This window comes from Stenotrophomonas sp. TWI602 (assembly GCF_039674045.1).
GTDB lineage: Bacteria > Pseudomonadota > Gammaproteobacteria > Xanthomonadales > Xanthomonadaceae > Stenotrophomonas.
Genome location: NZ_JBDJMT010000005.1, coordinates 1 through 22731, shown reverse-complemented (window position 1 = coordinate 22731; position 22731 = coordinate 1). Strand labels below are relative to the sequence as shown.

Annotated in this window: 15 protein-coding genes; 10 read left to right on the top strand and 5 right to left on the bottom strand. The window is 69.2% G+C overall.

Going from position 1 to position 22731, the window contains the following annotated elements:
• Positions 1–22 precede the first annotated feature (22 nt).
• Positions 23–850, top strand: a complete 828-nt coding sequence (locus tag ABE483_RS07365) for a kinase (protein ID WP_313210949.1) — start codon at positions 23–25, stop codon at positions 848–850.
• 26 nt (positions 851–876) lie between these two features.
• Here ABE483_RS07365 and ABE483_RS07360 read toward each other — a convergent pair whose 3' ends face one another.
• Positions 877–1080: a dodecin family protein gene (locus ABE483_RS07360; protein ID WP_123730473.1), complete on the bottom strand. Its 204-nt coding sequence runs from the start codon at positions 1078–1080 to the stop codon at positions 877–879.
• Positions 1081–1175: 95 nt separating this feature from the next.
• Here ABE483_RS07360 and ABE483_RS07355 point away from each other — a divergent pair, with 95 nt between their 5' ends.
• The 6 genes from ABE483_RS07355 (at position 1176) to mdtD (ending at position 6096) form a co-directional block, all read left to right on the top strand.
• The gene (locus tag ABE483_RS07355; RefSeq protein ID WP_313210952.1) at positions 1176–1718 is read left to right on the top strand and encodes a shikimate kinase; all 543 of its coding nucleotides are present in this window, start codon (positions 1176–1178) and stop codon (positions 1716–1718) included.
• Complete coding sequence (gene aroB, locus ABE483_RS07350; protein ID WP_313219137.1) at positions 1715–2824, top strand: 3-dehydroquinate synthase; 1110 nt, start codon at positions 1715–1717, stop codon at positions 2822–2824. Before ABE483_RS07355 ends, aroB begins: the two co-directional genes overlap by 4 nt.
• Positions 2825–2895: 71 nt before the next feature.
• Entirely contained in the window at positions 2896–3147 is a 252-nt protein-coding gene (locus ABE483_RS07345; protein WP_313210956.1) for a WGR domain-containing protein, read from the top strand.
• Positions 3148–3223: 76 nt separating this feature from the next.
• Complete coding sequence (hemE, locus tag ABE483_RS07340) at positions 3224–4297, top strand: uroporphyrinogen decarboxylase (protein WP_313210958.1); 1074 nt, start codon at positions 3224–3226, stop codon at positions 4295–4297.
• Positions 4298–4431: 134 nt separating this feature from the next.
• The gene (locus ABE483_RS07335) at positions 4432–4635 is read left to right on the top strand and encodes a hypothetical protein (RefSeq protein WP_346481432.1); all 204 of its coding nucleotides are present in this window, start codon (positions 4432–4434) and stop codon (positions 4633–4635) included.
• A gap of 57 nt (positions 4636–4692) precedes the next feature.
• Entirely contained in the window at positions 4693–6096 is a 1404-nt protein-coding gene (gene mdtD / locus ABE483_RS07330; protein WP_313210960.1) for a multidrug transporter subunit MdtD, read from the top strand.
• A 38-nt stretch (positions 6097–6134) separates the two neighbouring features.
• Here the strand turns inward: mdtD and ABE483_RS07325 are convergent, their stop codons facing one another.
• From ABE483_RS07325 to ABE483_RS07310, 4 genes are all read right to left on the bottom strand, one after another.
• The gene (locus tag ABE483_RS07325; RefSeq protein WP_346463290.1) at positions 6135–9665 is read right to left on the bottom strand and encodes an ATP-binding protein; all 3531 of its coding nucleotides are present in this window, start codon (positions 9663–9665) and stop codon (positions 6135–6137) included.
• 53 nt (positions 9666–9718) lie between these two features.
• Positions 9719–13183 (bottom strand): response regulator, encoded by a 3465-nt coding sequence (locus ABE483_RS07320; RefSeq protein WP_346481431.1) that lies wholly within the window; start codon positions 13181–13183, stop codon positions 9719–9721.
• A 41-nt stretch (positions 13184–13224) separates the two neighbouring features.
• The gene (locus ABE483_RS07315; RefSeq protein ID WP_346481430.1) at positions 13225–16731 is read right to left on the bottom strand and encodes an ATP-binding protein; all 3507 of its coding nucleotides are present in this window, start codon (positions 16729–16731) and stop codon (positions 13225–13227) included.
• Positions 16732–16925: 194 nt separating this feature from the next.
• Complete coding sequence (locus ABE483_RS07310) at positions 16926–20474, bottom strand: ATP-binding protein (RefSeq protein ID WP_346481429.1); 3549 nt, start codon at positions 20472–20474, stop codon at positions 16926–16928.
• Positions 20475–20702: 228 nt separating this feature from the next.
• On the opposite strand from ABE483_RS07310, the gene ABE483_RS07305 reads away from it, so the two are divergent.
• Genes ABE483_RS07305 through ABE483_RS07295 form a run of 3 tightly spaced genes read left to right on the top strand, consistent with a single transcriptional unit; the run spans position 20703 to position 22521 of the window.
• Positions 20703–21383 (top strand): YceI family protein, encoded by a 681-nt coding sequence (locus tag ABE483_RS07305; RefSeq protein ID WP_313219757.1) that lies wholly within the window; start codon positions 20703–20705, stop codon positions 21381–21383.
• Complete coding sequence (locus ABE483_RS07300) at positions 21380–21952, top strand: cytochrome b (RefSeq protein WP_346481428.1); 573 nt, start codon at positions 21380–21382, stop codon at positions 21950–21952. The genes ABE483_RS07305 and ABE483_RS07300 overlap by 4 nt, the downstream gene beginning before the upstream one ends.
• Positions 21953–21954: 2 nt before the next feature.
• Positions 21955–22521: a YceI family protein gene (locus ABE483_RS07295; RefSeq protein WP_019186059.1), complete on the top strand. Its 567-nt coding sequence runs from the start codon at positions 21955–21957 to the stop codon at positions 22519–22521.
• Positions 22522–22731: the final 210 nt, after the last annotated feature.

Here is a 22731-nt window from a genome sequence, read left to right as displayed (position 1 = left end):
GGTTTGGGTTTATTGTCGCTGCATGCCTGCACCTGCGTACATGCCCCCGACGAAAGGTTTTCCGGATGCACTGGTCGCGCAGGCGCTGGACGACGCGCTGAACTGCGGCGCGGCCGTTCCAGTATTGGCGATCAGCGGCCTGCAGGGGAGCGGCAAATCGACGCTGGCGGCCCAGGTGGTCGCATTGGCGGCATCGCGCGGCCTGCGCGCGGCCATGCTCTCCATCGACGATGTGTACCTCACCCGTGCCCAGCGCCAACGTCTGGCGCGGCAGGTGCACCCGCTGCTGCTGACCCGCGGCCCGCCGGGCACCCACGATCTGGCCCTGGCCCATGCCACCTTGGACGCGGTCGCGGCCGGCGGCCCGGTCGCCCTGCCCCGTTTCGACAAACTGGCCGACGAGCGCCTGCCCGAAAAGGACTGGCCGCGCCTCGACGGCCCGCTCGACCTGCTGGTGTTCGAAGGCTGGTTCCTGGGCACGCCGGCACAGGACGAGGCCGACCTGGATCCACCGCTCAACGCACTCGAGCGCGACGCCGATGCCGACGGCCGCTGGCGCCGCTGGTGCAATCACGCGCTCGCGCAGGACTACCCCGCGCTGTGGCAGCGTTGCGACCGGCTGTGGTTCCTCCAGCCGCCGGACTTCTCGGTGATCCCGCGCTGGCGCTGGCAGCAGGAGCAGAACCTGCAGGCCGCCCAACCCGACCGCAGCAGCATGAGCCGCGCCCAGCTGGAGCGCTTCGTGCAGTACTACGAACGGGTCAGCCGGCAGGCGCTGCGTACGTTGCCGGCGCTGGCCGATACGGTGATCGCACTGGACGAACAGCGCCGGATCGTCGCGCCGCGCTGACCGCGGCATCGACGGAAACGCAGCACTCAGCCGACCAGGAAGGTCACCCGCAGATTCACCCGCCATTCGGTGATGTTGCCCTCGCCATCGGTGACGACCTTGGTTTCATTGATCCAGGCGCCCTGGATGCCCTTGACCGTCTCGGCCACCTTCTTCAGGCCGCTGCGTACCGCGTCCTCGACGCTGGTCTTGGAGGACGCGTTGATCTCGATGATTTTGGCGACGGACATGGGGCACTCCGGTGGCGCGCGGGAGAGTCCGCGCCGGCCCACCATGGGGGCCGGCACGTAAAGGCGATGGCACGGAGATGTTAGGATCGAGGGTAATGAATCCCGCGCCGAACCTCATCCTGATTGGCCCGATGGGCGCCGGCAAAACCTGCATCGGGCGCCGGCTGGCCGAGCGCTTCACGCTGGACTTCGTGGACGCCGACCAGGCCATCGTGGACAGCACCGGCGCCAGCATTCCGGCGATCTTCGAACACTCCGGGGAGGCCGGCTTCCGCCAGCACGAGCGCCAGGTCCTGCACGCCCTGCTGGACGGCCACGGCCAACTGGTCTCCACCGGCGGTGGCGCGGTGCTGGATCCGGACAACCGCGCCGCGATCGCACGCCGGGGTTTCGTGGTCTACCTGCGGGTCAGCGTGCCAGCCCAGCTGGAGCGGCTGGCCCGTGACCGCGGCCGCCCGCTGCTGCAGCGGCCGGACCGCGAACAGGTCCTGCACGACATGGCCGCTGCCCGCGACCCGCTCTACCAGGGCCTGGCCGATCTCACCCTGGATACCGATCTCTACACGCCCGCCGAGGCCACCGCGCAGCTGGTGCTGCGCCTGGCCGCGCAGTGGCAGCGACAGGAAACACCCGAATGACCCCCTCCCCGCGTACCGTTGCCGTCAGCGGCGACACCCCCTACACCATCCACATCGGCCCGGGCCTGCTCGGCCACGGGGAGCTGCTGGCCCGCCACGTGCGCGGCCGCCATGTGCTGCTGCTCAGCGATTCCTCGGTCGCCCCACTGTATCTGGCCGGAGTGAAGTCGGCGCTGCTGGCCGCGCGCCCGGATCTGCTGATCGGTGCGCTGGTGCTGCCGGCCGGCGAAGCCTCCAAGACCTTGGCCCACTTCGGCGATGCGATCACCGCACTGGCCGCCCTCGGCGCCACCCGAGATGCCTGCGTGATGGCCCTCGGTGGCGGCGTCGCTGGCGACCTGGCCGGCTTCGCAGCCGCCTGCTGGATGCGCGGCGTGGACTGCGTGCAGTTGCCGACGTCACTGCTGGCGATGGTCGACTCCTCGGTCGGGGGCAAGACCGCAGTGGACATTCCCGAAGGCAAGAACCTGGTCGGTGCCTTCCACCCGCCGCGCGCCGTGATCGCCGATACCGCCGCCCTGCGTACCCTGCCGCCGCGTGAGCTGCGTGCCGGCCTGGCCGAGGTGATCAAATACGGTGCGATCCGCGACCCGTTGTTTTTCCAGTGGCTGCAGGCCGAACACGCCGCGCTGCTGGCCGGCGACGACACCGCGCTGGCCCAGGCCATCGCGCGCAGCTGCGAGCACAAGGCCGAGATCGTGGCGCGCGATCCGCTGGAAAAAGGCGAGCGTGCCCTGCTCAACCTGGGCCACACCTTCGGCCACGCGATCGAAACCGAACAGGGCTACGGCGCACCGGGCAACGACAACCTCAACCACGGCGAAGCCGTCGCGGTCGGCATGGTCCTGGCCGCACGCCTGTCGGCCCGGCTGGGCATGAGCGAGGACGCCGACACCGACCAGCTGCGCGAGCTGCTGCTGCGCTACGAACTGCCGGTGGCCATTCCTGCCGGCCTGCAGCCTGAGGCGCTGCTGGCCCGGATGCGGCTGGACAAGAAGAACGTCGCCGGCCGCCTGCGCCTGGTGCTGTGGCGTGGGATCGGCCGGGCCGAAGTGGTCGCCGATGTCGACGAGGCCGACGTGCTGCGCGTGCTCGCCGCCGGCTGAGCCTGCGACCTTCCGCCGCACCTGCCCCGACGCTGACGGCCACCTCCGGCGTTCACGGCTACAATCGGGGCATGCGCGTCTTCCTGCACCAACACGCCCGCGGTGCCGATCCGGCCCGCTATCTCCAGCTCACCCTGCAACCGGACCTGTTCGGCGGCTGGGAGCTGCTGCTCGAATCTGGCCCGATCGGCGGGCGCGGGCAACTGCGGCGCGAGCTGCATCTGCAGCAAGACCTGGCGCTGGCCGCGTTCGAGAAGGCGCGCGACGCGCACCTGCATCGCGGCTACGAAGTGACCTACACCAGCGGTGATCCGCCGCCTTGAGCGGCCATCGCACCGCCATCGCCCTACCGCCATACCCCCTTCGGCCCCGCGCCACCAGATCCCAAGGAAGCGTTCCGTGACCAGCCCCTCCCGCCATGATCGCCTGCTGCGCGCCCTGCGCCGCGAACCGGTGGACTGCACCCCCGTCTGGCTGATGCGCCAGGCCGGCCGTTACCTGCCCGAGTACCGCGCCACCCGCGCCAAGGCCGGCAGCTTCCTGGCGATGGCCAAGAACCCGGACATCGCCTGCGAAGTCACCCTGCAGCCGCTGCGCCGCTTCGACCTCGATGCCGCCATCCTGTTCTCGGACATCCTCACCATCCCCGACGCGATGGGCCTGGAGCTGTACTTCGTCGAAGGCGAAGGCCCGAAGTTCCGCCACCCCGTCCGCGATGCGGCCGCCATCGCCAAGCTGGCCGTGCCGGACATGGAAACCGAACTGCGCTACGTGATGGACGCCGTCCGCGTGATCCGCCGCGAACTCGATGGCAGCGTGCCCTTGATCGGCTTCTCCGGCAGCCCGTGGACGCTGGCCTGCTACATGGTCGAAGGCGGCGGCAGCAAGGACTTCGCCCGCATCAAGGCGATGGCCCTGAACGAACCGGCCGCCCTGCACCAGCTGCTCTCGGTCGTCACCGACGCGGTGATCGCCTACCTTGCCGCCCAGCGCGCGGCCGGCGCGCAGGTCCTGCAGGTGTTCGACACCTGGGGCGGCGTACTCAGCCCCACCATGTACCGCGAATTCTCCCTGCGCTACCTGACCCGCATCGCCCAGGAACTCGAACGCGGTGAGGGTGCCGAACGCACCCCGCTGATCCTGTTCGGCAAAGGCACCGGCCTGCATCTCGGCGCCCTCGCCGACACCGGCGCGGACGCCCTCGGTGTCGACTGGACGCTGGACCTCGCCGACGCCGTCGCCCGCACCGGCGGCCGCGTCGCCCTGCAGGGCAACCTCGACCCCACCACCCTGTACGGCAATCCCGCCGCCATCGAACGCGCCGCCGGCCAGGTGCTCGACAGCTACGCCCAAGGCAACGGCGGCTCGCGCGAAGGCCACGTCTTCAACCTTGGCCACGGCATGTCGCCCGACATGAATCCCGACCATGTCCAGGTGCTGGTGGAAGCTGTACACCGCTTGAGCCGACGCTGATCGCCATCGGCAGGTAGCCGGCCAGCGGCCGGCACTACCCGGGCATGGTTGACGACGCGCGCGTTCTGCATCCAGGACGCGTGCGCTCGTTTCCACCCTCGAGACGCACCACACGTGCCGTCCGCAGGCGATGGGTGCCGATCATTGCCGCGCTGCGCGCGGCCATCCACGCATGGCGTGGATCTACCCATGCCATTTCCGGCATCGCGTCCATTCCCGGCCATCAGGGCGAGCGTGTGATTGCCTGCATTTCCGTGGCAGCCAACCAACTGTCATGGGTGCGACACCGACCGAGCCGATGCTTCGGCTTCGGCTTCGGCTTCGGCTTCGGCTCTTGACCACACCCTGATCCCACATCGGCGATCATATCGCCCTCGTTGACGAAGGCCCGCACCATGACGACCAGCAGCTACGCCTCGATCCGGCCCCTGTTGTGGCTCGTATCGCTGGCCATCTTCATGCAGATGCTGGACTCCACCATCGTCAACACCGCATTGCCTGCCATGGCCCGCAGCCTCGGTGAAAGCCCGCTGCAGATGCAGTCGGTCGTCTTCAGCTACGCCCTGGCCGTCGCCACCTTCATCCCCGCCTCCGGCTGGATCGCCGACCGCTTCGGCACACGACGCACCTTCCTTGTCGCGATCATCCTGTTCACTCTCGGCTCGCTCGCCTGCGCGCTCGCCCAGACCCTGCACCAGCTCGTCGGCGCCCGCGTCCTGCAGGGCATCGGTGGTGCCATGCTGTTGCCGGTCGGCCGCCTGGCCGTCATGCGCTCGGTGTCCCGCGAAGAATTCCTTCGCGCCATGAGTTTCATCGCCATCCCCGCCCTGATCGGCCCGCTGATCGGCCCCACCCTGGGTGGCTGGCTCGTCGAAGTCGCCTCCTGGCACTGGGTGTTCCTGATCAACCTGCCGATCGGCATCATCGGCTACGTCGCGGCGATGAAGATCATGCCGGACCACTACGCCGAACACCGCACACGCTTCGACATCGCCGGCTACCTCATGCTGGCCTTCGGCATGGTCGTACTGTCCCTCGCGCTGGACGGCATCTCCGGCATGGCCACCCCGCATGCACTGGTCATGCTCATGACCGTCGCCGGCCTGGCCGCCCTCGTCGGTTACTGGCTGCACGCCGCCAACTCCACGGCGCCGCTGTTCTCGCTCGCGCTGTTCCACGTGCCCAGCTACCGCATCGGCATCCTCGGCAACCTGTTCTCACGTATCGGCAGCAGCGCCATGCCGCTGCTGATTCCACTGCTGCTGCAGGTCGGCATGGGCATGAGCCCGATGAATGCCGGCCTGTTGATGATCCCGGTCGCCGCGGCGGGCATGGTCTCCAAGCGGTACGCGGTCAAGCTCGTCGAGCGCTTCGGCTATCGCCGCGTGCTCATGGTCAATACCGTGCTGGTCGGCCTGGCGATGGCCAGTTTCATCTTCATGACGCCCGGCCAGCCGCTGTGGATCCGCATCATCCAGCTGGCCCTGTTCGGTGCCGTCAATTCACTGCAGTTCACCGTGATGAACACCGTGACCCTGCGCGATCTGGACCGCGACTTCGCCAGTGCCGGCAACAGTCTTCTTTCGATGGTGATGATGCTCGCAACCGGCTTTGGTGCGGCCGCTGCCGGCAGCCTGCTCGCCGCGTTCAATCATCTCGATGCTTCGCATGGCGCGACGGCTGCGCTGCACGCCACCTTCGTCTGCGTCGGCGCCATCACCCTGACCTCCACGCTGATCTTCTGGCAACTGCCGGACACGCGGCCCTCGCCACGCGACGTTGAGGAAGTCGCCGAGTAACGGCGGGCACGCACCGTCAGCGGACCAACGGTCCGCTGCTACCGGGTGGCGTGCAATACGCGCGCGATCGCCTCCACCAGCAGATCGCCGGTGACCGGCTTGCGCAGGAAGGCATCGAAGCCTGCGTCGCGGGCCTGCTGCTCGATCGATGGATCGGTGCGCGCCGTGACCGCGATCAGCGGCATCTCGAACCCTTGGCTGCGCAGGTGCTCAGCCAAGGCGATGCCGCCCAGTCCTGGCAGATCCAGATCCATCAACACCACCTCGAACGGTGCCTCGCTGACCTCGCGCAGCGCCGCCAATGCGTGCTCGGCATGGACCACCTGGTGGCCACGCGCCGATAGCAGGCCACTGACCACTTCGGCCACGGTCAGATCGTCCTCCACCAGCAGGATGCGCAGCGGCGGCAATACCCATTGCTCGCCCTCGGCCGCGCCCGGCGCGCCGGTGGTTCCCTGCTCCAGGGGCAACGGCAGGGTCACCGTGAAACGCGTTCCCACGCCGAGCTGGCTCTGCACGCCGATCTGCCCCTGCATCGCCAGTGCCAGCTCGCGGCAGATCGCCAGACCCAGCCCGCTGCCCCCGTACTGCGCGGCGGTGCGGGCGCCATCGGCCTGCTCGAAGCGGCGGAACAGTCGCTCCTGTTGATCGGTGCTGATGCCCGGTCCGGTATCGGATACCTCGATGTGCAACCCGCGGCCGGCCGTGATCGCGCGCAACGTCAACCGTACTTCGCCGTGGCTGGTGAACTTGACCGCGTTGCCCAGCAGGTTCAGCAGGATCTGGCGCACGCGCAGCTCGTCACCGACCGTGCGGGTGCCGGCCGGCAAGGTGTTGTCGACCACGAACCGCAGCCCCTTCTGCCCGGCCAGCGCGGCCATCAACGCGCAGACGTCGTCGATCGGTCGCTGCAGCTGGAACGGCTGCGCCTGCAGTTCCAGGCGCCCCGACTCGATCCGGGCCAGGTCCAGCGCGTCGTTGACCAGATGCAGCAGGTGCTCGCCTGCGTGGCGGATCGACTCGGTGTAGCCGCGCTGCTGGGGGTTCAATGGCGAGGACAAGAGCAGCTCGCTCATGCCCAGCACCCCGGTCATCGGCGTGCGCACCTCATGGCCCAGGTTCGCCAGGAAACGGGTCTTGGCCATCGAAGCCTGCTCGGCCAGCTCCTGCTTCTGCAGTGCCAACTGGTACGCATGCCGGCGCTGCAGCCGGCGCCGGTACAACCAGGCGAACAGACTGAGCAGCAGCAACACGGCCGAGGTCAGCAGCAACAGGCCCGACAGGCTGCGCCACCACGGCGGCAACACCCGGAACTCCAGCACCTGCACCCGCGACCAGATGTGGTCGGCCGAACGGGCCTGGATTTCCAGCCGGTAGCGGCCCGGCGGCAGGCGCGAGAACAGGCGTTCGCCGCCGGGCCCCACTTCCACCCAATCCGGGTCGTAGCCGGCCAGCCGGTAACGGTAGTTGTTCGAGGTGGAATCGGCGAAGGACAGCAGCCGCGCGACGATCCGCAGATCGCGGTCGCCGTCGGCGATGTCCAGCGGAACCGCATGGGTCAGGTCCAGGACACGCTCGCCACGACGCACCTCGACCCGCTCGATCACCAGGGGCGCGCGTCGCGTCGCCGGCTTGACCTGTGCCGGGTCGAATACCACCACCCCGGCAGGCGTGCCACCCACGATCCGACCACTCGGGGTCAGCGTCAGCGTGCGGCGGCGAAATTCCTGGCTGGGCAGGCCATCATGTACGCCGTATTGGCGCACGCTGCCCGCCTCCGGATCGACACGCACCAGGCCGCGAGCATTTGCTGCCCAGACCACGCCCTGCCGGTCCACCACCAGGCCGGTGGCGGTGATCGCGGGGTAGCCGGCACTGCTGCCGATCACTTCCTGCAGGGTCAACCGATCGCCCTGCCAGCCGTAGTGCGAGAGCTTGCCTTCCTCGGAAAGCCAGACACTGTCATCGCCGGCCAGCGCCATCGCATGCACGCTCGCCGCGGGGCCACCCGGCAGCGGCTCGAAACGCGAGCGCGCCGCGACCCACTGCAGCAGCCCCCGCCCGGTGGCCACCCACAGGCGGTCCTGGGGACCGCACCGGATATCGAGCGCGTTCTGGCCAGCGCTCAATCCGGCGTGGCCGAGCGCGACGCGATGCAGGACCCGTCCATCGAGATCGCGCTGCTGCAGCCCGTTGGCCGAGGCCGTCCACAGGCGCTGCCCGTCGCACAACGCCAATGATTCGATCGCGCCCTCCATCGTGGCGTCCACCGCCGCGTCGCGCCCCCAGCGCCGCATCCGCTTCTGCCGGGGGTCATAGCGCAGCAGCGCGTCCCAGGATCCGATCCAGACCTGGCCGCGCGGATCCTCCAGCACCGACTGCAGCCATTGCGTGCCGTCCACCCAGGTCCGGTGCTGTTCGATCTTCCCGCTGACCGGGTCGAACTTGTCCAGGGCACCATGCGTACCCACCGTCCACACGCCGCCGTCGGCGGCTGCGCCCATGCCCAGCACATACGCATTGCGCAGCGAGGCCGGGTCATCTTCCAGGCGCGACAGCACCGAGAACTGCCACCATCGCGGCAGCAGATGCCACAGGCCGCCGTTGGTGCTGGCCAGCCAGATGCCGCCCTCGCGATCTTCGTAAGCGCCGGTCCAGTTCGGCCGCACCTGCCCGCGCGCGATCGCGCTGTACAGTGGCACCTGCTGGAACTGACCGTCCATCGCACGGCCCAGGCCCGAGCGGGTGTCCAGCCAATACCCGCCCTGCTCGTCGCGCAACATCATGCCCAGGATCTGATCGCCATCGGCAACGGCCCAGGGAGCCGGTTCGAAGCGGCCATCCGGGCGGCGCACCGCCACCCCGACATTGCTGCTGATCCACAGGCTGCCATCGGGCTCGGCGGTGAGTCCATTGATGACGCGCGCCGACAACTGGGCACTGGGCACCGGTTCGAAATCGTGTCCGGTCCAGCGCGCCAGGCCGGCTTTGGATCCGATCCACAAGGTGCCATCCAGGGTGGTGGCCAGATTGCCGACCGATGCCGCCGGCAGGCTGCGTGGATTGCCCGGCTCGGGCATGAAGCGGGTCAGCGTGCCATCACGCTCCAGCCGGTGCAGGCCGCCCTGGTAAGTGCCGAACCAGATCGCACCGTCCGGGGTGGACGCCACGCTCCAGATCGTGTTGCTGCCGATTTCCGGATGGCTGTCGCGATCGTAGAAGCGGATCTCGCGGCGATCGGCCGACATCATCGCCAGGCCGGCGTTCTCCGTGCCGATCCACAGCTGATTGCGCGCATCCACGTGCACGCTCCAGACGTGGTTGTCGCGCAGGCCGTCCTCGGCACGCCAGATGCGGTAGTTGCGGCCGTCGTAACGGGCCAGGCCATCATTGGTGGCAATCCACAGATAGCCGTAGCGATCCTCGGCCATGCGATTGACGGTGTTGGATGGCAGGCCATCGAACACGGTGAGCTGCCGCGGCGTCGGCGGTACCGGCTGGGCCGACGCAAGCGCCGGCCAGAGCACACACAGGCCGATCAGCAACGGCCACAGCACACGCAACACCAATGGCTCTCCCGGGTCTGTCCCTCGATTCACTGCCGTCGCCCGGAACGGGCCTGTCACCCCCGACCACCCCGGTCGTCGGGCAACGCCCCGCATAGTAAACCGTTCCCTGCGCCGGCACGATCCACGCGCGGCAAGGCGAGCCGTTGTATCGCCGCGTGCAGCACATCGCCCTGCAGCGGCTTGTGCACCACACCGTCCGCCCCTGCGGCGATGACCTGCATCTCCAGGTCCGGCTCCCGTCTCGCCGTGAGCACCAGTACCGGCAGGCGTTGGCCCTGCTGACGCAGCAGGCGCAGCAATGACAGCCCGTCCATGCCCGGCAGGTCCAGATCCAACAGCATCAGCTGTGTGCCGGGGCGGGCCAGCGCGGTCAGTGCCGCCAGCGCGTGCGCGGCATGGACGACGGTGTGACCGCGCAGCCGCAGCAGTGCGCCGACCACCTCGGCCACCAGGGGATCATCTTCCACCAGCATGACCTGCAGGGCATCGAGCGCGTCGCCCTGCGGTGCCGCCGCGTGGGGCTCGATCGGCTGGCAGCCTTCCAGCGGGACACTCAGCGTGGCCTGCCAGCGGTGATCAGGCAGCCGCACCACGCTCACGTGCCCGTGCATCGCGCCGATCAGTACATCGACATCGGCCAGCGCCTCGCGCACCTGCAACGTCGCTGGAGACGGACAGGCCCCCGGTTCGGCGAGCACATCCATCAGCAGGCCACTGCGGCCTGGCCGCCAGCCGATGCGCAGGGTCAACCGCACTGCCCCGATCTGCTCTGCCAACCCGCACGCGAGCAGTGCCACGGCTTGCCGCAACCGGTCCGGGTCGCCCACGACGCTGGCGCCGGGCTGCACTGGCGGGGCCAACGCGAGGCGGCAGCCCCCCGCCTCCAGACCACCGGCCACGGCGGCGTGTACCTCGTCCCACCACGGCCCGATGGCAAAGCCCCGCGGATGCAGCGTCACCTTGCCGGCCTGCAGCCTGGCCATCTCCAACGCCTCGTCCACCACCTGCAGCAATGCACGTCCGCCCTGCTGGATATGCAGCACTTGTTCGTGCGCGCCGGCTGGTAGCGGCGTGGTCAACAGCAGTTCGCTCATGCCAAGCACACCGGTGAGTGGTGTCCGGACTTCATGCCCAAGCGTGGCCATGTAGCGCGCCTTGGCCTGCGCGGCCTGCTCGGCCCGTGCCTGGCGACGCGTGGCGGCCCGCCAGGCGAGCGCTCGCTGCCGCCGCTGCCTCAGCGCCCACACCAGCACCGTGCCCGCACTGGCGGCGAGCAGCCACAGCAACACCCACGCCCCGGGATGCGCCCACCCGTTGTAGGCCACATGCAGGTGCACCTGCTGCAGGGCCGACCATTGCCCATCCACGTCACGTGCCTGGAATTCCAGTACATGCTCACCGGCCGGCAGACGGGGGAAGCCGCGCGTGCCGCGTCGCCCGGCGCGGACCCATTCGGGGTCTTCGCCCCGCAGCCGGAATCGATACCCCGTCACCCCATCGGGTCGGCCGCTCAGCAGGCGCGCCGACAACTGGATGTCGCGATCATCGGCGTTGAGCTGCAGCGGATCGGTGGAAGGCAGCTCGACCCAGCGCCGCTGTCGGCGCACCTTCACCTGGTCGATCACCAGCGAGGCCGGTGTCGTGGCGTCGACCATGCCCGCCGGATGCAATACGAGCACGTCGCCTTTGGCCTCCATGGCGAGCAGATGCGCTCCGGCAGCAACCAGTCCGTTATCGAACACGATCATCGGCAGGCCATCATCGGCGGTGTACAGCCGCGCACTGCCGCGATCCGGGGCCAGACGCACCACCCCGCGCGCCGTAGTGGCCCATAGCGCACCATCCTGGGCGCCGGTCAATCCGCGTGGCAATGCGGCTGGTATTCCCTGCCCCGCGTCAACCCGCCGGCTGTGAGGCGGGCGGCCAGGCACATGCTGGTAGGCCGACCATCCTTCCGCATCGGCCGCCCAGAGCCACCCATCGGTGCCCAGATGCAGCGCGCCGATCTCCCGCCGCCCGCTGCCCGGCACCGGGAGAAAGCGGCTGGCCGCCACGTGCCACTGTTTGAGACCCTCGCCATCCCCCAGCCATACCTCTCCGCCGGGGCTGCACTGGAGCGCGAACCCCGCTACGCCCGGACGCAGGCCCGCCGCCTCGTAGGCAGCACTGGCCAGGACCCTGCCATCGCCCGAACGCTGCTCCACGCGGCCATTGCCGGCGAGCCACACCCGATCGCCACAGGCCAGCAATGCGGCCTGCGTCGACGTCCCCGACGACACACCGGCCGACCCCACCTGCCAGCGCTGCCGACGCCGGCGCGATGGATCGAACCGGGTCAGCCACGGCGCCGCGAAGACCCACACCACGCCCTGCGGATCTTCAACCACCACGTGGCGATCGGCACGGGCTGGATCCTGTGCATAGGACCACCGCGTGTGGGAGAAGCCCTGCTCCGGCGAGAGACGGGCGAGTGTGCCGCCGCGTGCCCACCATGCGTGGCCATCTGCCGTCGGGGCCAGGCTGCCTGCCGCAGCGGAGATGGGTCCCGCCGGTGCGGCAAAACGCTCCAGGTGCCGCCACTGGGCGCCGAGTCGCCACACGCCCTGGCGACTTCCCGACAACCAGACCCGCCCCTGCCGGTCCTCGAACACCCGCCCGATGCGCGACACATCGCGCCCGTGCGGCCGGGGCAGTTGGAGTGCGTGGTGGTTCCGGCCGTGCTGATCCTGCCACCACACCTGGTCGCCATCGCCGAACCAGTCCCCGCCGCGCCACGCCGCCCCGAGCCAACGGGCCGGTGTGCGGTGCCCGGCAACGGGTTGCAAGGACGGCAGCTGCCGCACCCGCGACCCCTCGGCCGTGCTGGAATGCAACCGCCCCTGCGAATCCAGGCCGAGCGCGGTCACCGGCCGCGTGGAAGCCCCCAGCATCGCAGGCGTCTGGAACCGATCGTGCTGCCATCTCGCCAGCCCGGCGGCACTGCCGATCCACAGGCCGCCGTGCGGATCGGACACGAGCCGCTCCACCCGTGCCGACGGCAAACCACCACCGCCAGCGGCCGGCAGGTGCTGACGCAGGAGGTGATCGAGGTCGAGCCGGAACAGACCGGCATCGCGGGTACCAAACCAGACGCTGCCATCGTCCATGGGCTGGATCGCCAGAATCGGGCTGGCCGCCACGGTGGGTGCCGGCGGCCCCGCCCACCGGGCGAACTGTTGGCGGTCCGACGAAAGACGCTGCAGATAACCGTTGCCGGTGCCGATCCATAGCTGGTCACGGCCATCGAGGGCCAGACTGCGCACCACGTTGTCGGCCAGACCGTGTTCCATCCGCCAGATCCGGAACCCGCTGCCGTCATAGCGCGCCAGGCCGTCGCCGGTCGCGAACCAGAGATAGCCCTTGCGGTCCTCCACGATCTGATGCACCACGTTGGACGGCAATCCGTCGACTGTCGTCATCCGTATGCCATGGCTGGACAGCGCCAGCACCGGAAACGCCTGCAGCAGCCAGAACAGCAACCCCCACCGTCCGCACCGGCGCCATGGGCGCGGCAGGCAGCTCATGCGCTGCGCCGGCATCTGGCCAGCCCATCGCCCAACGCCGCCCGGCTCACCGGCAGGCGCAGGAACAGCTCGAAGCCGGCCGCGATCGCCTCGCGCTGCGCAACGGCATCCGCGCGCGCAGACAGCGCAACCCGTGGCACCCCCGGCCACCTCCGCGACAGGCGTGCCCCCACGCGTTCGCCATCGATCCAAAGGGCTGGATCGACCACGATGACGTCCCAACCCGCGCCGTCCGCGGCGGTGGGCGGCAATGCATCCGCGCCAGGAAAGTGCACGGGCAGATGGCCCAGAGAGGCCAGCATGGCCAGCAGCACTTCGGCAACGACCGCTGACGGATAGACCACCAGCACCCGCAGTGCGCCGGCCGCAGCCGGTCCCGGCGGCGCACACGATGCCACGATGGCGGTGGGGAGCTCACCGCGCGGCAATGGCAGCGCCACCTGGAAACAGGTGCCCTGGCCGGGAACGCTGGTCACGGTGATATCGCCGCCCATGGCCACCGCCAGATCGCGTGAGATCGACAATCCCAGCCCACTGCCGCCGTAACGGGCCGCGGTCCGCGCGCCATCGGCCTGCTCGAAGCGCTGGAACAGGCGCTGGCACTGCGCCGGCGTCATGCCCGGCCCGGTATCGCATACCCGCAGCACGACCCCTTGGCCATCGCTTAAGCGGTGCGCCTCCAGCCGTACCGTTCCCCGTGCGGTGAACTTCAGCGCGTTGCCGAGCAGGTTGAGCAGGATCTGGCGCAGGCGACGCGCATCGCCGATGACACACGCCGAGGCCGGCAGCGTGCTGTGCCACTCCAGCACAAGCGCCTTGCCCTGCGCCACCGGCAGCAGCAGCGCGTGCAGCGCTTCGATCATCTGCTGCAGCACGAACGGTGCAGGCTGCAACTGCAGTTCCCCCGATTCGATGCTTGCCATGTCCAGCGCGTCATCCATCAGCCGCAGCAGGTGTTCGCCGGCGTAGTGCAGGCTGCTGACCCGGCTGCGCTGGGGTGGCGGAAGTGGTAAGCGCAGCAGCAGTTCGCTCCATCCCAGCACCGCGGTCATCGGCACCCGGATGCGGGTCCCCAGCGTGGTCAGGAAGCGGGTGCGCTGCACGGATGCGCGCTCGGCATGCCCCTGCCGGGCACGCAGCCAGCGCCAGCGCCGCTGTCGACCGCGGCGTACGTGCAAGCGCCATCCCCAGAGCCACACCGCGCCCAGCCCGGCGGCCGTGGCTGCCCACCGGGCCGGCGGCGCCTGCCACCATGCCGGGGCCACCTGCAATGTCACCCGGCGCACCGGCGACCACCGGCCGTTTGCCTGCCGGGCCTGCACCTCCAGCGTCTGCAGCCCCACCGGCAGACGCTCGAACACGCGCAGGCCGGTGGCATCACTTTCCTGCCACTGGGCCTCGTGATCCTGCAGCCGGAACCGATACTGCATGTGCGACGGCGCACCGCCACTGAGCAGCCGCGCGGCAACGCGCACGTGCCGATCAGCGCCGGTGAGCGGCACCGGGCCGGCGCCGACCGGCAGCGTGATCTGCGCCTTGCCACGGCGAGCGGTGATCGCATGGATGACCAGGCCCGGCGCGCGTTCAGGGCCCGCGACACCGGCCGGATCGATCAGCAACAGCCCGCCTTCGCTGACCGCTGCGGCGAGCCGACCCTCGGCGGCGCGCACCAGACCGTGCGGCAGCACGCCCTGGGCCGGCAGCCCCTCATCGCCGCCGAACTGACGTACGCCGCCGCCATGCGGGTCAACCCGGATCAGGCCACGTGCATCGCCTGCCCATGCAATGCCCGCTGCGTCGACCACCAGTGCGCGTGCCAGCAGACGCGGGTACCCGTGCGTGGGGCCGAAGCTGTGGGTCTTGCGCAGCTGCTGGCCATCCCAGCGGTAGCGGCGCAGTACCCCGAGGCTGCTGATCCAGTAGTGGCCATCCTCGCCGCGGGCGATCGCCCCGGCTTCACCGCGCGGCGCTCCCTCGACGGCGGCGAAACGTCCCTGTGCCGGCAGCCAGCGTTTGATGCCGCTGCGGTCGGTTGCCCACAACAGGCCATTGTCATCGCACAGCAACTGGGGGCCGTGGCTCGGTGGCACCAACCCGAGGGTGTGCGGCGCGGCGGACAACTGCAGCACACCGTCGGCATCGCGTCGCTGGATACGGTCGGCACGGCCGAGCCACAACGATCCGTCGCCGCAGGCCTGCAGATCGACCCTCCCCGCATCGCCGTCCACGCCCAACAACCAGTGACGGCGCCCACCGCTGCCCGGCAGGTAGCGCGACAACGTGTTGCCACTGGCCACCCATACCTGACCGCGACGGTCTTCGGCGATCGCCACGGTGCCCGCACGCAGGTGATCGGGGCGGTAGTCGAGACCCAGGTCACTACGCCCGCTCACCGTGTCCACGCGCTGCAGGCGCCCGTGGTCGCTGGCGATCCACACCCGCCTGCCATCGGCGGGCGCCAGGGCCAGCACGTGGTCGCCATCGAGTCCGGGCCAACCGTCACGGGCGGCCGCCAGCAGCGTGAACTGGCGCCACCGCGCCGGCAGGTGCCACAGGCCCTCGCCGCGGCCGAGCCACCACAGACCGCCGACCCGGTCCTCCATCGCCTGGCTGACCACGGCAGTGCTCATCACGGCCCCGGAGTATCCACGCAGCGGCACCGGCTGCGACGTCTGCCCGCGCGCGTGAAGTCGCAGTCCGCTTGCGCCGGCGCTCCAGAGGTCGCCCGCGGTACTGCGCAGCACCGGCATCTCCGTGTCCTCCGGCATCCGATGCACCGCGCCGTCGCGCCACCGGTGCACGCCCCGCGATGTGCGCACCCACACCCCGCCGTCCGGATCGGGCCAGAGCACGTGCACGTCAACGCGCTGGTCATCGTGCAGCGGTACCTGGATGAAACGATGTTCCTCACGCCGCAGTGCCCCCGCCGGCGTCCCGATCCAGAGCCGTCCCTGGTGGTCGGTGATCAGGGCAGTCACCCGGCGCACGGCGCCACCGTGCAGCTGCAACGGCACGCGTTGCCAACGGCCGTCAGGCTGCCGTGCGAACAGGCCATCGTCGAGGGTACCCACCCACACCACACCGTCGGGGGTGCTGGCGATCTGCTCGACGCCGATGCGGGGCAGGACCACCGCGCCATTGCCCGGCATGCTCTGGATCACGCGGCGATCAGCAGACAGCGTCAGCAGGCCCTGCGAGGCGGTCGCCAGCCAGAGCTGGTTCTGCGCATCGAGATGCAGCGCGCGCACGTCCACATCCGGCAGCCCCTGCTCCCTTCGCCACGCGCTGAAACGATGACCATCAAAGCGCAGCAGTCCATCGTCGCTGGCGAACCACAGATAGCCGTCGCGGTCTTCCACGACCGCACGCAGCGCCGCAGTCGGCAGCGCGTCTGCAGGGCCCAGCGGCCGGGGCCAGGGCGCCGTGACGGGATCGCCGGCCAGAACAGGGACCGGCAGCCAGAGCACGAGACCCAGCATCACCGCAGCCCAGCGATTGCCCATCGGTGCGGATCGGCCTCCCCCCACGCGTACCCCGACCTTGCTCTCCGGCATGAACAGCACGGTATGTCGAAGCCACGCGAAGAGGGCTGGCAGGATCTGGACCCGGTCACAGTCCGATCAATGAAATTTCAGATCAAAAAAGAAACTTCGAGGAATGGCATTGATCGCACCGATGCGCACAGCGCCTCGGCTGATCAGTGTCGCGGCGACTTCCCGGCGCGGGCCTGCACGATCGCATCGATCAGCATGTCACCGGTCACCGGCTTGCGCAGGAAACCGTTGAATCCGGCCGCCCGCACCTGCTGCTCGGCGTAGGCATCCGAGCGTGCGGTCACCGCGATCAAAGGAAGCTCATAGCCCATTGCGCGCAGCTGTCCGGCAATGGCAATACCATCCAGCGCCGGCAGATCCAGATCGAGCAACCCGACATCGAAGCTCCCCGCAGCGACTTCGGACAATGCCGCCAAGCCGTGCAGCACATGCACCACGTCGTGCCCACGGGTGCGCAGCAGCCCGGCGATCACATCGGCCACGGTGGCATCGTCCTCCACCAGCAGGATGCGCAGGGGCGGCAGCTGCGTGCGCGTCTCCAGGCCGGTTTCACCCGACGCCGCAGCCGACTGCACGGTCCACGGCAGCGGCAGTTCAACGGAGAAGCGGGCGCCATCGCCCAGCCGGCTGTCGATCCGGATGTGGCCGCCCATCGCCACCGCCAGTTCCTGGCAGATCGCCAGGCCCAGGCCGCTGCCGCCATAACGCGATGCGGTGCGAGGGCCATCGGCCTGTTCGAAGCGGTGGAACAACCGCTCCTGCTGGTCCTGGTTGATGCCCGGCCCCGTATCGGAGACCTCGAAGATGATCGCGCGCCCGCCGTCGAGCAGCTCGACGCCAAGGCCCACATGGCCATGCTCGGTGAACTTGATCGCGTTGCCGAGCAGGTTCATCAGGATCTGGCGCACGCGCATCTCGTCGCCACTGACCTGCACCGGACCGGGCAGGTTGAAGCTGCGCTCGAAGGCCAGGCCACGGTGATGGGCCATCGGTTCCATCAAGGCCTCGACCTGGTCCAGCAACGACATCAGATCGAACGGCCGCAGATCCAGTTCCAGTCGCCCAGCCTCGATGCGGGCCAGATCCAGCGCGTCGTTGACCAGCCGCAGCAGGTGTTTGCCGGCATGCTGGATCGAGCCGGCGTAGCCGCGCTGCACGTCATCCAGCGAGGTGGACAGCAGCAGTTCGCTCATGCCCAGCACACCGGTCATCGGCGTGCGCACTTCATGCCCCAGCGTGGCCAGGAACCGGCTCTTGGCCTGTGACGCCTGCTCGGCCAACTGTTGTTTGTGCACCGTCAGCTGCCATTGCTGGCGACGGCGCAGGCGCGCACGTGCCACGTACGCCAGCGCGGCGATCCCGATCAGGCCCAGCAGCGCATAGCCCACGATCGCCCAGCCACTGCGCCACCATGGCGGACGCACCTCCAGATCCAGCGTGCTGGGCGGCGTCCACGCGCCCTGCGAAGTCGCGGCCTGCACCTCGATGCGATAGTGCCCGGCGGGCAGGCGCGAGAGCAGGCGTTCGCCGTCGGCCGCCTGCATCACCCAGTTCTGGTCATAGCCGGACACCCGGTAGCGATAGCGGTTGCCGTGCGGGTTGGCGAATGAAAGCAGACGCGCGGACACGATCAGATCGCGGTCCTGCGGCCCCAGCACGATCGGTGCCTGCGTCGGCAGCATCTGCTGCCCTTCGGCATCGTCGCGGCGGACCTGCACGCTGTCGATCACCAGCTGCGATGGCGGCAACAGCATGTCCGCCGCATCCGGATCGAAGCCGACCAACCCGGTCGCGGTCACTGCCAGGACACGACCGCCGCGTGCCTGCACCGGCGGGCGGTTGCTGAACTCCACATCCGGCAGCCCATCGCGTTCGCCATACAAGCGCAGCCGACGCTCGGCGCCCTGCCAGCAGATCAACCCACGCGGGGTGGTTGCCCAGACCTGCCCGTGCCTGCCCAGCGCCAGCCCGCCCATCGACACAGCAGGCAGGCCCTGGGCAGCGCCGACACGTTCGCGCAGGCTCATGCTCAGGCCATCCCAGCGATAGCGCTCCAGCGCGCCCTGGCGTGCCAGCCACAGTTCATCCGGGCCGGTCCAGGCCGCATCGTAGATGCTGCCGCGGGAAACGCCCGGCACCTGCTCGAAGCGGCCATTGCGCCACCGCATCAAGCCCATGCTGTCGCCCATCACCCACAGCTGCCCACGCGGATCGAACACCATCTGTTCAACCGGGTTCTCGGTCAGCCCACGGTGCTGGTCATTGCGGATGGTGTCCAGCACGTTGCCCTGGGCATCCCGACGCTGGATGCCGAAGTTCATGATCGACAGCCACAGGTCGCCATTCGGCGCCTGACGGATCAGATCGATGCGTTGGCGCACGTCCGCCCCGCCACCGATCTTCCACTCGCGCAGCGTGCGCGTGGCGGGTTGATAGAGGCTCAATCGACCGGCGCGTCCGATCCACACCGCACCATCTTCGCGCGGCAGCAGCGACCACGCCGCGCCCACGCCGATCTGTTTGTCGTCGGCGATCTGGCGCAGCTGGCCCTGCGCATCCAGCGTATAGAGACCGTGCGCACCGGAGATGTAATACGTATCGCCCAGCGCTGCCGCGCCGAGCAGATAGGCGCTGTCCAATGGCTTGCCGTCGAGCTGGTACCAGCTGGAGAAGCGCTTCCAGTCTGGCGGCAGATACGCCAGCCCCTGGGTCAGCATCGCCACCCACAGTCCACCTTCGTGGTCCTGCAGCATGTCCAGCACGCCGCTGCGCGCGGTCAGGAAGCCACTGCCGGCGTCGCCGGCGAGCAGCCGCACCGCACTCGCATCGCCGCGGTACAGGCCATCAGCCGTGCCCAGCCAATAGCCGCCATTGCGGTCATGGATGACCGTGGCCGCACGCACATCGGCACTGAGCGTCCAGGGTGCGGGCCGGACCTGATCATCGGCACCGATCTGGAACAGCCCACCTTCGGTGCCCGCCCAGACCGTGCCATCAGGCTCACGGGTGAGGCGGAACACGCTTTTTCCACCGAGCAGGGCCGGCGCGATCCGGGTGAAGCGATCGCCATCCCAACGGGCAACGCCATTGGAAGTGCCTACCCAGACACGCCCTTGCGGATCGGCCAACAGACTGTAGATGGTGTTGTCGGGCAGGCTGCGCGGATCGTCCGGCGCGGCCTGGTACCTGACCAGCGTGCCGTCCTCGCTGCGGCGGCAGATGCCGTGCTGGTTGGTGCCGATCCACAGCGATTGGGCGGCATAGGCCAGCGACCAGAACTGGCCCTCGCACGCGGCGTTGAGCTCGGGGAACCGCGCGAACGCGCTGCGGTCGGGGCCGAGCATGCTCAGGCCAACCCCATTGCTGCCCACCCAGACCCGGTCCTGTGGATCGATGAGCAGGGTTTCCACTTCGTTGCCGGGCAGCGAGCCGGGCGCGTCCGGATCATGCCGCCACACCCGCAGGCCAACGCCGTCCACGCGGGCCAGGCCATCATCGGTACCGGCCCAGATATAGCCCTGGCGATCCTGGGCCAGCGCCAGCACCATGCGCGACGGCATGCCCTCGGCCGCGCCCAGACGGCGCAAGCGTGGCGTTTCTGCCGATGTCCCTGCGGCTTCCAACACTGGCGGCACTGCGCACAACCACAGCCCCAACAGCACGATGCCTGCACCCCAGCGGCGCGTGCTCATCGATCCGGTCTCCCTGTTGGTGCGGATTGTCACACAGCGATCAGGACGGTGTCCGCATTCTGAGTCGGCTGCCGTGGATGGAACGGGCTGTTTCCGCCTTGGGCGAGCCAGACAGCACAGGCGGGCGGCGCTGTTGTCCGCCGCACCACGATCTGTTGCAGCCATGACGCTGCATCCGATGACGTGGCTGTGCGTATGATCGCCCCAGACCCTGATGGAGGCTGCGCCGTGCTCAAGCGCCTGACACTTTCCCTGCTGCTGGCCGCCACCCCGCTGCTCGCCACTGCCGCCCCCGACAGCTACCGCATCGATCCGGTGCATACCCGCGTGCTGTTCGCGGTGGAGCATGCCGGCTTCTCGCATGCGCTGGGCACCGTGTCCGGCAGCGAAGGCGTGCTGGTATTCGACCCGGACGACTGGCGCACGGCACGCCTGGAGGTCAGCGTACCGATCCAGCGGCTGGACCTGGGCGATGACAAATGGAACACCGCCACGCTGGCGCGCAACCTGCTCGACGGTGAGCGCTTCCCCCAGGCGCGGTTCGTCTCCACGCATGTCGAGCCCATCGACCCGACCCACGCCAACGTTACCGGCCAGCTCACCGTACGGGGGGTGACCCGCGAGGTCACGCTGGCCGTCACCCTCAATGCGCTCAAGCGCCATCCACTGCCGCCGTTCCGCCGTACCGCCGGCTTCTCGGCCACCGCCACGCTCAGCCGCAGTGCCTTCGGCGTGGATGGCTGGGCCTCGATGATCGGCGATGAGGTGCAGCTGCGGATCGAGGCCGAAGCCGTGCGTGATCGCAACGCCGGCGATCCTGCCGATGCCGCGCCCACCGATGCGCCGGGAACTCCGGCCGCGCCAATCGACTCAGATACCCCACAGCCGGTCCAGGAGACCACGCCATGACCGCCAAGAACACGCCGACCCGCTGGGGCGGTGTCAGCCAGACCCTGCACTGGCTGATCGCCGTGCTGATCCTCGCCCTCGGCATCGTCGGGCTGACCATGGGCGAACTGCCCAAGACCCCGAAGTACTTCTGGGTCTACACCATGCACAAATCGATCGGCATCACCGTGCTGGCGCTGGTCGTGACCCGCCTGCTGTGGCGCCTGTACGCCGGCGCACCCCGTCCGGTCCCAGGCACGCCGACCTGGCAGGAGCGCATCGCCTCGGCCACGCATTGGCTGCTGTACGTGCTGATGTTCGGCATTCCGCTGTCGGGCTGGCTGTACGACTCGGCCAGCGGCCTGCGCCCGTTCCGCTGGTTCGGCCTGGTCGACGTGCCGAAGCTGAGCCCACCGGACGAACGCGTCATCCAGATCTCGCACGCCATCCATGAGTGGGGCTTCTGGCTGCTGATCGCCGTGGTCCTGGCCCATGCCGGTGCCGCGCTTTATCACCATTTTTACCAACGCGATGCCACGCTTGCGCGCATGCTCCCGCAGCGCTGGCTTGCCTCCCCCCAGAAGGATTGACCATGAACATCAAGCTCACCTCCCCCGCCGCGGTCGCCGCCGCCCTGGCCGGCCTGCTGGCCACCGCCCCGGTCCTGGCCGCCGATTACGTGCAGGCGCCTGGCTCGGTACTGGCCTTCGCCACCAAGTACGACGGCGAAGTGTTCACCGGCACCTTCCCGGGCTTCGATACCCGGATCAGCTTCGATCCGGCCAAGCTGGACGATGCCAAGCTGGAAGTGACCATTCCGCTGGCCAGCGCCAAGAGTGGCAACAGCGACCGCGATTCGACCCTGCAGGGCGCGGACTTCTTCAACGTGGGCAAGTTCGCCCAGGCCAAGTACAGCGCCACCAAGTTCCGCTCGCTGGGCAACAACCAGTACGCCGCCGACGGCACGCTGGAACTGCGCGGCGTGAGCAAGCCGGTCACCCTGACCTTCACCTGGACCCCGGGCGCGCAGCCCGTGCTGGCCGGCAAGGCCACGGTCAAGCGCCTGGACTTCGGCGTGGGCGGCGGCGACTGGGCCGATACCAAGACCATTCCGAACGAGACCGCGATCAGCACGAAGGTCGTGCTCAAAGCAAAGTAACCCGATCGGACGGGTGCCGGCCGGCTCGCCCAAACCGGGTAGAGCCGACCGTTGGTCGGCCTCCAGAGCAACGACGCCCGCGGTAGAGCCGACCGTTGGTCGGCCTCCAGAGCAACGACGCCCGCGGTAGAGGCGACCGTTGGTGGGCTGCCAGGACGGCCTCGCCGCCAGGGCGGCGACCCACGGGCGGCGGTACCGGCTCCAGGGGTC

What these genes read in the sequence shown, in the direction of transcription:
- ABE483_RS07365 (WP_313210949.1), top strand. Translation starts at nt 23, where the DNA reads ATGCCTGCACCTGCGTACATGCCCCCGACGAAAGGTTTTCCGGATGCA.
- ABE483_RS07360 (WP_123730473.1), bottom strand. Translation starts at nt 1,080, where the DNA reads ATGTCCGTCGCCAAAATCATCGAGATCAACGCGTCCTCCAAGACCAGC.
- ABE483_RS07355 (WP_313210952.1), top strand. Translation starts at nt 1,176, where the DNA reads ATGAATCCCGCGCCGAACCTCATCCTGATTGGCCCGATGGGCGCCGGC.
- aroB (WP_313219137.1), top strand. Translation starts at nt 1,715, where the DNA reads ATGACCCCCTCCCCGCGTACCGTTGCCGTCAGCGGCGACACCCCCTAC.
- ABE483_RS07345 (WP_313210956.1), top strand. Translation starts at nt 2,896, where the DNA reads ATGCGCGTCTTCCTGCACCAACACGCCCGCGGTGCCGATCCGGCCCGC.
- mdtD (WP_313210960.1), top strand. Translation starts at nt 4,693, where the DNA reads ATGACGACCAGCAGCTACGCCTCGATCCGGCCCCTGTTGTGGCTCGTA.
- ABE483_RS07315 (WP_346481430.1), bottom strand. Translation starts at nt 16,731, where the DNA reads ATGGGCAATCGCTGGGCTGCGGTGATGCTGGGTCTCGTGCTCTGGCTG.
- ABE483_RS07310 (WP_346481429.1), bottom strand. Translation starts at nt 20,474, where the DNA reads ATGAGCACGCGCCGCTGGGGTGCAGGCATCGTGCTGTTGGGGCTGTGG.
- ABE483_RS07300 (WP_346481428.1), top strand. Translation starts at nt 21,380, where the DNA reads ATGACCGCCAAGAACACGCCGACCCGCTGGGGCGGTGTCAGCCAGACC.
- ABE483_RS07295 (WP_019186059.1), top strand. Translation starts at nt 21,955, where the DNA reads ATGAACATCAAGCTCACCTCCCCCGCCGCGGTCGCCGCCGCCCTGGCC.